The sequence below is a fragment of the Vogesella sp. XCS3 genome, from assembly GCF_020616155.1.
GTDB lineage: Bacteria > Pseudomonadota > Gammaproteobacteria > Burkholderiales > Chromobacteriaceae > Vogesella.
In genome coordinates, this window is sequence record NZ_CP085530.1 from 2660005 (window position 1) to 2674036 (window position 14032).

At 62.9% G+C, this 14032-nt stretch carries 10 protein-coding genes; 3 read left to right on the forward strand and 7 right to left on the reverse strand.

What is annotated here, in order from left to right; genetic code table 11:
* Positions 1-43: 43 nt before the first annotated feature.
* The 4 genes from LCH97_RS12700 to LCH97_RS12715 all read right to left on the reverse strand — a co-directional run bounded on the left by LCH97_RS12700 (position 44) and on the right by LCH97_RS12715 (position 4149).
* A complete protein-coding gene (locus LCH97_RS12700) occupies positions 44-1549 on the reverse strand; it encodes a tripartite tricarboxylate transporter permease (protein ID WP_227302010.1) in 1506 nt (501 codons plus the stop codon).
* Positions 1549-2064 carry a tripartite tricarboxylate transporter TctB family protein gene (locus tag LCH97_RS12705; RefSeq protein ID WP_147693058.1) on the reverse strand — a complete coding sequence of 172 codons (516 nt, stop codon included), beginning with the start codon at positions 2062-2064 and terminating at the stop codon, positions 1549-1551. The genes LCH97_RS12700 and LCH97_RS12705 overlap by 1 nt, the downstream gene beginning before the upstream one ends.
* Before the next feature lie 3 nt (positions 2065-2067).
* Entirely contained in the window at positions 2068-3021 is a 954-nt protein-coding gene (locus LCH97_RS12710; RefSeq protein ID WP_017507667.1) for a tripartite tricarboxylate transporter substrate binding protein, read from the reverse strand.
* Positions 3022-3087: 66 nt separating this feature from the next.
* On the reverse strand, positions 3088-4149 hold the full coding sequence (locus LCH97_RS12715; protein ID WP_227302011.1) for an ABC transporter substrate-binding protein: 1062 nt from the start codon (positions 4147-4149) through the stop codon (positions 3088-3090).
* Positions 4150-4375: 226 nt separating this feature from the next.
* Here LCH97_RS12715 and LCH97_RS12720 point away from each other — a divergent pair, with 226 nt between their 5' ends.
* Genes LCH97_RS12720 through LCH97_RS12730 form a run of 3 tightly spaced genes read left to right on the forward strand, consistent with a single transcriptional unit; the run spans position 4376 to position 9627 of the window.
* Positions 4376-5044 (forward strand): response regulator, encoded by a 669-nt coding sequence (locus LCH97_RS12720; RefSeq protein ID WP_227302012.1) that lies wholly within the window; start codon positions 4376-4378, stop codon positions 5042-5044.
* A complete protein-coding gene (locus LCH97_RS12725; RefSeq protein WP_227302013.1) occupies positions 5041-6450 on the forward strand; it encodes a sensor histidine kinase in 1410 nt (469 codons plus the stop codon). Before LCH97_RS12720 ends, LCH97_RS12725 begins: the two co-directional genes overlap by 4 nt.
* A gap of 21 nt (positions 6451-6471) precedes the next feature.
* Positions 6472-9627: an EAL domain-containing protein gene (locus tag LCH97_RS12730; protein ID WP_227302014.1), complete on the forward strand. Its 3156-nt coding sequence runs from the start codon at positions 6472-6474 to the stop codon at positions 9625-9627.
* Between the two features lie 123 nt (positions 9628-9750).
* Here the strand turns inward: LCH97_RS12730 and pyrI are convergent, their stop codons facing one another.
* The 3 genes from pyrI to LCH97_RS12745 form a co-directional block, all read right to left on the reverse strand.
* Complete coding sequence (pyrI, locus tag LCH97_RS12735) at positions 9751-10218, reverse strand: aspartate carbamoyltransferase regulatory subunit (RefSeq protein WP_017507672.1); 468 nt, start codon at positions 10216-10218, stop codon at positions 9751-9753.
* An 11-nt stretch (positions 10219-10229) separates the two neighbouring features.
* Positions 10230-11150 carry an aspartate carbamoyltransferase gene (pyrB, locus tag LCH97_RS12740; RefSeq protein WP_017507673.1) on the reverse strand — a complete coding sequence of 307 codons (921 nt, stop codon included), beginning with the start codon at positions 11148-11150 and terminating at the stop codon, positions 10230-10232.
* Between the two features lie 462 nt (positions 11151-11612).
* Positions 11613-13691, reverse strand: coding sequence for a methyl-accepting chemotaxis protein (locus LCH97_RS12745; RefSeq protein ID WP_227302015.1), 2079 nt, complete (start codon positions 13689-13691; stop codon positions 11613-11615).
* Positions 13692-14032: the final 341 nt, after the last annotated feature.

The window sequence follows — 14032 nt, forward strand, 5'->3', positions numbered from 1 at the left end:
CGGGGTGAGCGGCCGCTTCTGACGGCGGCCATCAACATGCGGGTCAGGCGGCTTGCAGCATTTTCTGGCGGCGCTTCATCAGCGGCGGCACGATCAGGATGGCGGCAGTCACCACCAGGATGGCCAGCGAGATCGGGTGCGTCAGGAATACGGTCAGGTCGCCCTGGTGGATGGACATGGCGCGGCGGAAGTGTTTTTCTGCCATCGGGCCCACAATCAGGCCTACCACCAGCGGCACCACCGGGAAGTCGAAGCGGCGCATCATGAAACCCAATACACCAATGATGTACAGCAGCATCAGGTCGAACCAGCTCTGGCGCAGCGCATAAGCACCCATGGTAGCCAGTACCACGATGCCGCCGTACAGCAGCGGGCGCGGTACTTTCAGGAACTGTACCCACAGGCCGACCAGCGGCAGGTTCAGCACCAGCAGCATCACGTTGCCGATATACAGCGAGGCGATCAGGCCCCATACCAGCTCGGGGTTGGTATCAAACAGCAGCGGGCCCGGCACGATGTTGTACTGCTGGAAGGCAGACAGCATGATGGCGGCGGTAGCCGAGGTGGGGATGCCCAGCGTCAGCAGCGGGACCAGGGTGCCGGTTACCGCGGCATTGTTGGCCGCTTCCGGGCCGGCTACGCCTTCGATGGCGCCTTTGCCGAACTCTTTTTGCGCTTCCGGGCTGGCCAGCTTGCGCTCGGCCGAGTACGACAGGAAGGTCGGCATTTCGGTGCCGCCGGCTGGCAGGGTGCCAAACGGGAAGCCGATGGCGGTACCACGCAGCCACGGTTTCCACGAGCGCTTCCAGTCTTCCTTGCTCATCCAGAAGCTGCCTTTGAGCGACTCGATACGACCGGCGATCTTGTTTTCGTAGGTGGCGGTGTACAGCGTTTCGCCGATGGCAAACAGGCCCATGGCCACCACCACGATGTCGATACCGTCGATCAGCGGCATCAGGCCAAAGGTAAAGCGGCTCTGGCCAGACTGCGATTCGATGCCGATCAGGCCCATGGACAGGCCCAGCAGCAAGGCGATAAAGCCTTTCAGCGGTGAGTTGCCCAGCACGGCAGATACGGCGGCAAAGGTCAGCATCATCAGGGAAAAGGTTTCTACCGGGCCCAGCTGCAGGGCAAAGCCGGCAATCACCGGGGCCAGCAGGGTGAGCAGTACGGTGGCAATGCTGCCGGCCACAAACGAACCGATGGCGGCGGTAGACAGCGCCGGGCCGGCGCGGCCGGCCTTGGCCATCTTGTTGCCTTCCAGTGCCGACACGATGGAGCCGGCTTCACCCGGGGTATTCAGCAGGATGGAGGTGGTAGAGCCGCCAAACATGGCGCCGTAGTACACGCCGGCCAGCATGATCAGCGCGCCGGTTGGGTCTACGCTTTGCGTTACCGGCAGCAGCAGCGCCACGGTGACAGCCGGGCCCACGCCGGGCAGCACGCCAATGGCGGTACCCAGGGTACAGCCCAGCAGCGCCCACAGCAGGTTGGCCGGGGTCAGTGCGGTAGCAAAGCCCAGACTGAACAGGGCATTCAACGATTCCATTACAGTACTCCCCCCGGGATCAGCGCCGGCAGGTTAAGGCCCAGCGTCTTGAACAGGTGAAACAGGCCCAGGGCCAGAACAAAAGACAACACCAGGTCCAGCGTAGGGCGGCGGGTGTCCAGTGCACGACAAATACCGAAGCACAGCAAGGTGCCAGCCAGGGTGAAACCCACCAGGCCAATGAGCGCCATATGGGCAATCAGGCTGCCGCTGGCGATGGCGAACATGCGCCAGTCGGCGTCGCCACGGGCAAATTCGTCTTCGGCTTCTACTTCAGCCGCGTCGTTCTCGCCATCGCTGAGGATGGTATCCGGCCCGTTACTGTGGCGACGCTGCATCAGCAACGCGCCACCGGCAACGATCAGACCGGTTACCACCAGCGAAGGAAAGAAGCGCGGCCCGATGCCGGCATAACCGGCATCGTTCGGGATGTCCTGCAGCTGCCAGGCCATGAACAGGCCCAGCAGGATGATCCCGAAGGCGAGCCATTGCTCGCCGGATACGCGCTTGATCATGGCTTAGTTACCCAGCTTCAGTTTCTTGACAGTCACAGCGGTACGCTTGATGTCTTCGTTCAGGAAGGTCTGGAAGCTGTCGCCGCTTTGCAGCATGTCCAGCCACTCGAATTTCTCGGCTTTGGCTTTCCAGGCTGGCGATTTCACCGCGGTTTCCACCATTTTGATCAGCTGGGTTTTCTGTGCGGCGTTGATGCCTGGGGGCGCAAACACACCACGCCAGTTGTACACCACCACGTCGGTGCCCTGTTCGCGGATGGTCGGTACCGGGATGTCCGGGTTACGGGTAGCAGCGGAAATGCCCAGCGCGCGTACCTTGCCTGCCTTGATCAGGTCGGCCAGCTCGCCGTAGCCGCTGATGTAGGCGGCAATCTGGTTACCCAGTACGGCAGCCTTGCCCTCGCCACCGCCGGCAAACGGGATGTAGTTCAGTTTGTCCGGGTCCACGCCGGCTTTTTCCGACATCAGGCTGGCCATGATGTGGTCAATACCACCGGCCGAGCCGCCACCGATGCTTACCGCACCCGGGTTGGCTTTGTAGGCGGCCATCAGGTCCTTGATGGATTTGTACGGCGACGCAGTAGGTACCACGATCACGTTGAACTCGCCCATCAGGCGGGAAATCGGCGTCACCATGCCAAAGTTCACTGGCGACTTGTTGGTTTCCAGCGCGCCTACAGTCACGGCACCGGCTACCAGCAGGGCGTTCGGGTTGCCCTTTTCGTTATTCACGAACTGCGCCATGCCGATGGCACCACCGGCACCGGCCTTGTTTTCCACGACCACGCTTTTGACCTGGCCCGACGCTTGCAGCGCCTCGCCCAGGGTACGGGCGATGGTGTCAAAGCCGCCGCCCGGGTTGGCCGGAGCCATGATCTTGAATTGTTCAACTTGTGCCTGTGCGGCCATCGGCGCCAGGGCTACCAGGCAGGAAACCAGCAGGGTTTTCAGTTTCATGAATCTCTCCAGTGTTGTGGTACAGCGAGTAATACGTCCTCGGGGCGGGACGATGTTTAATCTTGTTCAGTGTGTCGGGCGGGTGGCCGCCGGCAGCTGGTCGCGCCAGCGTTTCAGGAACAGGCTCTTTTTGGCCGTATCCAGATACACCAGCAGCCCGCTGCCTACCTGAATCGGCCTCAGGTTGGCCGCATTGCGTTTCAGGTCGATATTGCCCAGCTGCCGCGGCAGGTCTTCGCGTATGGGCGGCAGCCCGCTGCCTTGCGACAGTACGTGCTGGCCGTCGCGCGACAGCACAAAATCGGTCCACAGTTTGGCCGCTGCGGTATGGCGTGCGGCCTTGTGTATCAGCATCAGCCGGGTTACCACCAGCGCGTAGTCTTGCGGCAATACCCAGCGCACCTGGGGCTGGTGGCGGGTAAAACTCACCGCGTAGGGCCCCAGCACGTTATAGGCAATATCCGCCTCGCCTTGTGACAGCCGGCGCAGCAGGGTCAGGCTGTTGCCTTCCTGAAAGCGCACATTGCGGCCCAGCGCGGCGGCCAGGTCCCAGAACTCGGCGTTATGGCGCGAGTCCTGGCTGAAAAACAGGTAACCGGCACCGGAGGCCTCCACGTCGTAGGTGGCGACCCGCAGCTGGCCGGGCTGCGCCCGCAGCATGCGGCGCAGGTCGGTATGCGTGCGCGGCATGTGGGCTACCCGCTGGCTGTGGTAGGCAAATACCACCGGTTCGAAGGTGGTGCCGTACACTTCATCCCGCCACGAGGCCCAGTCGGGTAGCGCATCTTTTTGCGGCGAGCTGTAGCGCAGGGCGTAGCCATCGTTCACCAGCTTGATCTGCAGATCCATCGCCGAGCTCCACAGCACGTCGCCGCTGGCGGCGTTATTACCCAGCGCGCGGCGGTAAATGTCGGCACTGTTCAGCTCCTGGTACTGCACGCGGATAAACGGGTAACGCTGCTGGAAGGCCTGCAGTAGCGGCGCCACTTGCTCGCGGTCTATGGTGGCGTGCACCAGCAAGGTGCCTTCACGTCGTGCCGCCTCGCCCAAACCGCTTTGCATGCCATTTCCCGCCAGCAACAGCGGGCTGATGGCCAGGCAAAGACAGGTGAGCAGAAAACGGCGCATGTACAACTCCTTACGGTTGCACCAAGTCTAGGCAGGGCTAGCTTTCATTTCCCTTTCACTGTCTGACAGGCGGGCAGCAGTGGTGCAAGAAAGCCGCAACCTGCCCCTGACAGGTGCTTGGCAGGCGGCGATCGGGTGATACGATGAAAAGACAACACAGCAATAAATGCGGCCAACTGCGGGCCAGCACCGCGGGCAGGGCCACAGCCCACAGACAGAGAGCACGATGAGACTGCTGCTAGTAGAAGACAACCACGACATTGCCACCTGGCTGCAAAAAGCCCTGAGCGCGGCCGGCCACGCGGTGGATATTGCACCCGACGGCGTGCAGGCCGACCAGCTGCTGGCCTACGAGCCCTATTCGCTGGTGATTCTGGACATCGGCCTGCCGCGTATGGACGGTTTCGAGGTACTGAAGCGCCTGCGCCGCCGTGGCAACCGTGTGCCGGTGCTGGTGCTCACCGCACAGTCCGGCATCGATGCGCGGGTACACGGCCTGGACCTGGGTGCGGACGATTACCTGGGGAAGCCCTTCGAGCTGGCCGAGCTGGAGGCTCGCGTGCGCGCCCTGCTGCGCCGCGCCCAGGGCAGCGAGGGCGGCGTGCTGCAGTGTGGCGAGCTGGTGTTCGAGCCGGCGCACAAGCGCTTTGCCGTGTGCGGCCAACCTTTGGCGCTGACACCGCGCGAAATGGCGGTGCTGGAAGTGTTGCTGTACCGCCAGGGCAAGCCGGTGAGCAAAGAGGTGCTGGCCGACCAGATCGTGCGGCTGGACCAGGACCTGAGCCCGGATGCCATGGAAATCTACGTGCACCGCCTGCGAAAGAAGCTGGCTGGTAGCGGTGTGGCCATCCTTACCCTGCGCGGGCTGGGTTATATGCTGGACGTGGCCAAATGACACTCTCGCTGCGGCGCCAGCTGGTGCAATGGGTGGTGATCCCGCTGATCCCGCTGGCGGCAGCCACAGCCTGGCTGGCGCAGGACAACGCGCGCGAGGCGGCCAACGCGGCCTTCGACCGCACCTTGCAGGCCTCGGCGCGCAGCATTGCCGAGCGCATCGTGGTGCAGGATGGCGAGCTGGTGGTGGATATCCCGGTGGCGGCGCTGGAAATGTTCGACCCGCACTTCCAGGACCGCGTGTTCTACCGCATCGGCTTTGCCGGCGGTTCTACCATTACCGGCGACGCCGACCTGCCGCTGCCGGCCACCCTGCCCGGTGCCGGCGAGCTGCGTTTTTACGATGCCAGCTTTCGCGACGAAGCCATCCGCAGCGTGGCGCTGGCGGTGCCGCTGTACTACGCCGGCAGCCAGCGCCTGCTGCTGGTGCAGGTAGGCGAGACCACGCTGTCGCGCGCCTCGCTGGCGCGGCGGCTGTTTACCGAATCACTGGCGCAGCAATGGCTGATCGGTGCGGTAGCGGCGCTGTTGGTGGCCATTGGCATCAACCGTGCGTTGCGCCCGCTGGGCCGCCTGCGCAGCACGCTCAAGGCGCGCGCCGGTGACCCGTCGCTGCAGCTGGACGTCGGCAGCGTGCAAAAAGAGCTGCAGCCGCTGGTGATGGCGCTGAACACCGCGCTGTCCGAGCTGGAAAACCAGCTGTCCATCCGCCAGCGCTTTATTGCCGACGCCGCCCACCAGCTACGCACACCGCTTACCCTGCTGAAAACCCAGGCCGAATACACCCAGCGCCAGCCCGACCCCGCCGAGCAGCAAGCCGGGCTGGCGGCGCTGGTGCACTCTACCGACCAGGTGATTCGCCTGGCCAACCAGCTGCTGGCGCTGTCGCGGGCAGAGCCCGGCCCGGCGCAGCACGACACCCGCGAGCTGGACGTGGCCGAGCTGGCGCGCGAAGTCACCATGGACTTTGTCATGGTGGCGCTGGATAAGGCGCTGGACTTGGGCTACGAAGGCGACGATAGCGCCCTGCTGTGCGGCCAACCTTTGTTGCTGCGCGAAATGCTGTCCAACCTGATCGACAACGCCGTGCGCTACACGCCGCCCGGGGGCGAGATAACGATATCCGCCTGGCAGCGCGGTGGCGAAGTCGAGCTGGTGATCAGCGATAGCGGCCCCGGCATTCCGCCAGAAGAGCAATCGCTGGTGTTCGAGCGCTTTTACCGCGGCCAGCAGGCGGGTGGCGATGGTTGCGGCCTGGGGCTGGCCATCGTGCGCGAGATCGTGCGTGGCCATGCCGGACAAATAAGGCTGGAGTCTGGCAGCGTGGGCGGTTTGCGCATTGTCATTACCTTGCCACGCCAGCCGCCGCTACCACCCGGTGACACGTTACACTCCGGCCTGCACTGACCCACGGAACCCCTCAATACCATGCCCCTGCGCCCACGATACCTGCTTGCCACCCTGCCCTTGCTGGCGCGCCCCGGCCTGGCGGCAGAGCGGGGTGTGCACCTGCCCGGGCCGTGGCTGCTCAGTGCCGCGCTGGCGGTACTGGCGGGCGGGTTGTTGTGGCTGGCCTGGCGCCGCCACCGCCATGCCCAGGCACTGCAAGCACAGCACCGGCGCATGCAGAACCAGCAGGCCACCTTGTTGCAAAGCCTGGGGGAAGGCGTGTGGGGCTCGGATATGGACGGGCGCTGCATCTTTGTGAACGACGCGGCACTCTCCATGCTGGGCTATACCCGCCAGGAGCTGGCACAGCGCAGCGCCCACGAGCTGGTACACCACCATTACCCGGATGGCCGCCCCTATCCGGTGGCCGACTGCCCGGTGACGCAAACCATGCTGGACGGCCAGCCGCGCTCTTGTGACGAATACCTGATCTGCAAGGACGGCAGCTTTCTGCCGGTGTGGCTGACGGTAACGGCCCTGTGCGAGGAAGGCTGCCAGACCGGCGTGGTGACCACCTTCAAGAATATCCGTGCCCAGAAAGCGGCCACCCAGCAGATTCACCGCCTCAACCAGGCCTACGCGGCCTTGTCGTTTACCAACCAGACCATTGTGCGCGAGCAAGACCCGCAGCGCCTGTTCGAGCGTATCTGCGAGATTGCCGTACAGCACGGCGGCCAGCGCATGGCGTGGATAGGCCGGCACGATGCCGACGGGCAATACCTGCAGCCTCTGGCTGTGTACGGTAGTGGCGCGGCGTACCTGGACGAGATTACCGTGTGGACTCGCCCGGACAAAACCGAAAGCCGCGGCGCGGCCTCGCGCGCGGTACTCGAGCAGCAGCCGGTGGTGATCCCCAGTTTTCGCGAGCTGGCGCGCCAGCTACTGGCCGGGCAGCCAGACCTGGCCGAGCAATGGGCACAGCGTATCGAGCGTTTTGGCTGGGGCGCGACGGCTGCGTTTCCTATCCGCTACGGGGGGGACGCAGAGCTGGTGCTGGCGGTGTACTACGGTGCCGATTTCGAATTTGACCAACAGCTGGTCGACCTGTTTAGCGAAATGGCCAGCGATATTGGCTACGCGCTGGACCGCATCGCCATGCAGCAAGAGCAGGTACGCAGCCGGCGGCTGGAAGAAACCCGCGCCTTTTTGCTGGAGTGCATGAGCAGCGACCCGCCGCTACTGCAGGGCCTGCAACGGGTGGCCAGCTATCTGCAAACCCTGCTACAGCGCCGTTGTACTTTCCGCCTGCCGGATGATACGGCTCCGCCACCGGCAGGCTGTCTATGCCTGCCAGTTCCTGCGCTGGATGGCCATATGCTGGTCGAGCTGTATATCGAAGGCCAGGCCGACGAAGCACTGGACCCGCACGACGAGCATTTGCTGCACAGCGTATGCCATCTGGTGGCGCTGGCCATAGAGCGCAAGCAGGCGGTGACCCGGCTGCAGTTGGCCGCCAGCGTATTCAGCCACTCCAGCGAAGGCATCATGCTCACCACTCCGCAGGGGCAGATCGTGGAGGTAAACCCGGCGTTCTCGCGCATTACCGGCTACCCGCGGGAAGAGGTGCTGGGGCATAACCCGAATATGCTGTCATCCGGGCGGCACGACGATGACTTTTACCAGCAAATGTGGAAAACCCTGCGCGAGCAAGGCTTGTGGCAAGGCGAGATCTGGAACCGCCGCCGCGACGGCAATAGCTACCCCGAGCTGCTGACTGTGTCGGCCGTGTACGATAGTAGCGGCCAACTTAGCCATTACCTGGGCGTGTTCTCCGATATCTCCTTGCTGAAACAACAAGAAGCCCGCTTGCAAAGAATGGCGTACTACGACGCGCTCACCGAGCTGCCCAACCGCGTGCTGCTGGCCGACCGTATGCAGCAGGCGCTGGCATATACGCGGCGTAGCCAGCATCTCTTGGGCGTCTGCTATCTGGACCTGGATGGCTTCAAGCCGGTAAACGACCGCTACGGCCACCAGATGGGCGACCGCGTGCTGGTGGCGCTGGCCGAGCGCCTGCGCCAGCTGGTACACGGCGGCGATACCGTGGCGCGGCTAGGCGGGGACGAGTTCGTGATTCTGCTTACCGAGCTGGCCAGCCCGGCGCAATGCGAGCACGCACTACAAAGCCTGCTGCACGAAATCGCCCGCCCCTTGCAGCTGGGCGAGCTGCAGTTGCAACTGACCGCCAGCATCGGCGCTACGCTATTCCCCTACGACGACTGCGACGCCGATACCCTGCTGCGCCACGCCGACCAGGCCATGTACCAGGCCAAGCAGCAGGGGCGCCACCGTTACCAGCTGTTTGACAGCCAGCAGGCGCGCCAGCAGCGCAACCACAGCGAACAGCAAGCCCGGGTTGGCGATGCGCTGGCGGGGGGCGAGCTGTGCCTGTATTACCAGCCCAAGGTCAATATGCAGGATGGCCGCATCGTGGGCGCCGAGGCGCTGCTGCGCTGGCAGCACCCGGCGCTGGGTCTGTTGCTGCCGGGGGCATTTTTGCCGCTGATCGAGGACAGCCCCCTGATTGTCAGCGTGGGGCAATGGGTGATCGATACCGCGCTGGCCCAGCTGGCCATGTGGCAGCGCGAAGGCCTGCCGCTGACCGTGAGTGTGAATGTGGCCGCCAGCCAGCTGCAACAGCCCGACTTTGCCGCGCAGCTGGCCCACAGTCTGGCGCGCTACCCGGCGCTGTTACCGCAGTATCTGGAGCTGGAAATCCTGGAAAGCGCGGCCTTGCACGATATGGATCAGGTATCCGAGGTGATGCAGGCTTGCCAGGCGCTGGGCGTGAGCTTTGCGCTGGATGACTTTGGCACCGGCTATTCGTCCCTGACTTACTGCAAACGCTTGCCGGCATCGTTGCTGAAGATAGACCAGTCTTTTGTGCGCGACATGCTGGTAAACAGCGAAGACCGCGCGCTGGTAGAAGGCGTGATCAGCCTGGCGCGTGCCTTTGGCCGTGATGTGATTGCCGAAGGCGTGGAAACCATCGCCCATGCCCACGCGCTGCGCAGCCTGGGCTGCCACCTGGGCCAGGGCTACGGTATTGCCCGGCCCATGCCCGCAGCTGACTTGCCCGGCTGGGCGGCGGCGTGGCCGGCATCGGCAGAATGCCACGCCATGCTGCAAGGCTGAACGCTGCCGGGCCAGGGTTGGCCGCAAAACAAAACGCCACTGCCGGCAGGCAGTGGCGTTCGTCATGTTGTCACCGCTACCGCATCGTGGCGGTAGCTGGTTATCTATTTCCCTCTGTACGACTTAGCGCACGGCGACAACAATATCCTTGCTGAACACCTTTTCGCAATACTTGCACTTCATTTTGGTGTCGTGTTCGGTTACGCGCACGCTGAAATGGCTCTGTACCGGCTCCACATGCGACACGCAGTTGGAGTTGGGGCAGGCAAACAGGTCGGTGACTTCGGCCGGTATCGCCAGCTTCTGTTTGCGCACCACCTCGAAGTTTTCGATCACGCTCACCGTGCACTTGGGGGCCAGCAATGCCAGCTCGTTGGCCTGGCCTTCGGTCAGCACCAGGTTTTCCACCTTGATCAGGTCTTTGTTACCCATGTGGCCGCTGGACAGGTTCAGGCCCACGGTGACGCGCTCGCCGTAGCTGGTCAGCTCGAACAGGTCCAGAATGCGCAGGCCCAGGCCGGCGGGGATATGGTCGATCACGGTGCCGTTTTTCAGCGCCTCGACATTACGGGCGTAGACTTTTTCGCTCATGGTTTTTCCTTTCACACCGTTTCGTTCAGTACCAGCGACAGCAGCGCCTGGCGGGCGTACACGCCGTTTTTCGCCTGTTCGAAGTAGTAGGCGTGCGGGGTAGCGTCCACATCGGTGGCGATCTCGTCCACGCGTGGCAGCGGGTGCAGGATCTTCATATTGGGGCGGGCGTGGCGCAGCATGTCGGCGCGCAGCACGAACTGGCCCTGTATCTTCTGGTACTCGGCCTCGTCAAAGCGCTCGCGCTGTACGCGGGTCATGTACAGGATATCGATGTGCGGGATCACTTCTTCGATGGTGCTGGCAATGGTGTAGCTGATGCCGCGCTCGTCCAGCTCTTCGCACAGGTAGTCCGGCATGGCCAGTGCTTCGGGGCCGACAAAGTAGAACTTGGCGCCGAACAGCGACAGCGCTTGCGCCAGCGAGTGCACGGTGCGGCCGTATTTCAGGTCGCCGACAAAGGCCACGGTCAGGTTGTCCAGGCGGCCCTGGGTTTCGCGCAGGGTAAACAGGTCCAGCAGGGTTTGCGACGGGTGCTGGTTGGCACCGTCGCCGCCATTGATGATGGGCACGGCAGAGAATTCGCTGGCCACGCGGGCGGCGCCCTCTTTCGGGTGACGCATCACGATGGCGTCGGTATAGCTGCTGATGATGCGCACGGTGTCGGCTAGGGTTTCACCCTTCTTGGTAGACGTGCTGGCGGCGTCGGAGAAGCCGATCACGGTGCCGCCCAGGCGCTGCACGGCGGTTTCGAACGACAGGCGGGTGCGGGTGGATGGTTCGAAAAAGCAGGTGGCGATCAGGCGGCCCTGCAGCAGGTCGGCGCGCGGGTTGGCTTTCAGGCGCGCGGCGGTTTCCACCACCAGCTCCATTTCAGCCCGGCTGAAGTCCGGGATGGAGATAATGTGCTTGCGATAAAGCGGGTTGGGCATGGCGGGTCGCTCCGGCAGATGACAAAAACAAGGCTGAAAAAAAAGCCCCTGAGCAATCAGGAGCTTTTTTTACAAAAACGGTCGGGCCCGGCGGCATGTCGATCACGGCCGGCAACGGCAACGCCTCGCGCCAGGGCGACAAAAGCGGCAGTACGTGGGCGGGAAGGAATCATGGCGCGGCTCGCGAACGAAACTGCGGGATTATACGAAATCCTGTGCGGCGTGGGTAGGGGTTAGCCTGTCAGCAGCCGTGCGGCCAACAGCACGAAGCCTGCGGCCAACCATGGCCGCCAGCGCGGCTCCAGCAGTGTGGCCGGCGCGCCGAGCAGCAGTCAGGTGGGCGGGTCAGTCCATGGCAGCTTTCTCCCGGTGGGCGCCGTATGATCATGCATGCCGAGGTCATGAAAAAAGCCACCCGTTGCCGGGTGGCTTTTGATCGGGGTGAAACCCTGCTGCTTGCCCTTACAGCCGGAAGTTGCTCACCAGCCGCTCCAGGTTGCCAGACAGCTCGCGCAGCTGTTCTACCTCGCTGCGTACCTCGCGTGCGATGTCGCTGTTGGTATGCGCCATATTGCTGATGCGCTCTACGTTCTGCGCGATTTCGGTGGTCGCGCTGGATTGCTCGCGTGTGGACGAGGCAATGTCGCCAATCGACATCACCAGGGTGTGGCTCTTTTCCTGCACGGTTTGCATGGCCTGGTTGGCCGCATGGGCAATGTCCACGCTGACGGCGACCAGGTCGCGGCTATGTTTTACGTCGGCCACCGCATCACTGGTTTCGCTGCCGATGGCGTTGACGATACGGCTGATTTGTACGGTGGCTTCGGCGGTGCGCCCGGCCAGGTTGCGTACTTCGTCGGCTACCACGGCAAAGCCCCTGCCCTGCTCGCCGGCACGGGCGGCTTCGATGGCGGCGTTCAGCGCCAGCAGGTTGGTCTGGTCGGCAATGTCCTTGATCACGTTGACGATGGTATTGACCTCTTGCGAGCGCTCGCCCAGCGCGCCCATGCGGTCGGCCAGCGCCTGCATGCTGCTGGTCATGCGCTGGATCTCGTCGGTCACCTGGCCCACGGTAGCGACACTCTTCTCGGTAAGCTGGCCGGTTTCGCGCACGATACCTTCGGCGTCGCTGGCCGAGTTGGCGATGTGCTGTACGCTGACGGTGACCTCCTCTACCCCGGCGGCGGTGGCGCTGGCCGCGTCGGATTGCTGCGCCGAGGCCTGTTCCACCTTGATGGCGCTGTCGGCCAGCTGGCCGGCGCTGCGGCTCACGGCCAGGCTCTGCTCGCGAACGTCGATGAACATCTCGCGCAGGCTATCGATAAAGCGGTTGAAGGCGTCGGCGGTGTGGCCGATTTCATCGCGGTTGCTCACATTGATGCGTACGGTCAGGTCGCCCTTGCCGCTGGCCAGCTGCTCCATGGTGTTGGCCAGGGTATTCAGCGGGCGGGTCAGCGCGCGTACGACGGCAGCCAGTACCAAGAGGATGATGACCAGGGCCACCACGCCGATGATGATGGCCACATTGCGCTGGCTGGCCGCCGACTCGGTAATGGCCGCGGTGGGGATAGCAACGCCTGCCGACCAGAACTGGCCGGTTTCACCCACCTTGATCGGGTAGAAAAAGTGGGTGAAGCCGCCGTCTTCATAAACAAAGCTTTCGCCCTTTTTCACTTGTTCGATATGGCTGCTCAGCACGTCTTCCTTGGCTAGCGGTTTACCCACCAGGCCTGCATCTGGGTTCACCACGTACAGCCCGCCTTCGGACACCATGCGCACAAAGCCGGTTTCATACAGTTTCACACTGCCGTATTTCTTCTGCAGGGTGTCCAGTGCCAGGTCGGCCGCTGCCACGCCCAGGAATTTGCCGGATTTATCCTTGATGGCAACGGCCAGCGAGCTTTCCAGTACCTGTTTGCCCTGTACTTCGTAGAAGAAAGGCTCGGTAATGGTGTCGCGGCCACGGGTTTTCGGTACGTAGTAGAAGTCACCCCAGCCTGGCTTGTCGTAGTCGGGCACGTATTCGGTCAGTTTGTCTTTCCACTCGGGGAATTTTTCCACCCGGTCTTTGGACATCATCACGTCTTGTGCCGCTTTGCCATCGCTGCCGCGTGTCATGTACGGGCTGTAACGGCCGGAGGGGTCGTGACGCGGCCAGTCCAGGCGGAAGGCATCGTCTTTGCCGTCCAGGGCATTGGGTTCGTACAGCATCCACATGCCGATGATCTGGGGCTCGGCATCCAGCAGGTTGAGAATGGTGTTGTCGATGACCTTGCGGTCTACCACGCCGGCGCGCTGCATGCCCGCCACCGCATCAGCCAGGTGCTTGGGCGTGGCAAAGCCACGGCTGAGGTCACCCGTTACCGCATCGGCAAAACGCCCGGCCTGCTCTGATGCCAGCTGGTAGCCCTGTTCCTTGGCCGAGTCATAGCTTTGCTTGGCGATCAGGCCGATCATGCTGCTGAATCCCACCGCAATGGCTACGCCAGCCACCACAATAATGCGGTTACCCAGGTGTCCCCACTTGGCTGTTTTTCCCATTTTGCATTCCTTGTGCTGAGTCAGGGCGGTGCTTCGCTTGAAGGATAGAAGCCCGCCATCCGTATTTCTACGTATCGTTTTATTAAAGACATTACGCCCGGCAGGGGCTAATGAATAGAAAATGATCAAACCTGCGGCGCCTTGGGCGGGAGCTGCACGTGAAATACAACAGACCACTTGGCTGGGTACACGAGTGGGTTTACGTTTGGTAATAAATGGGGCTTGGCATTGTGCTGGTATGGCTTCGATAATGAATTGCCAAGATACCTGTGTCCGTTTCGGTTTATTGCCTGTAGCCTTGCTCGTCCGGTTTGTGCGGCGCCACCCCTTTATATAGCTTT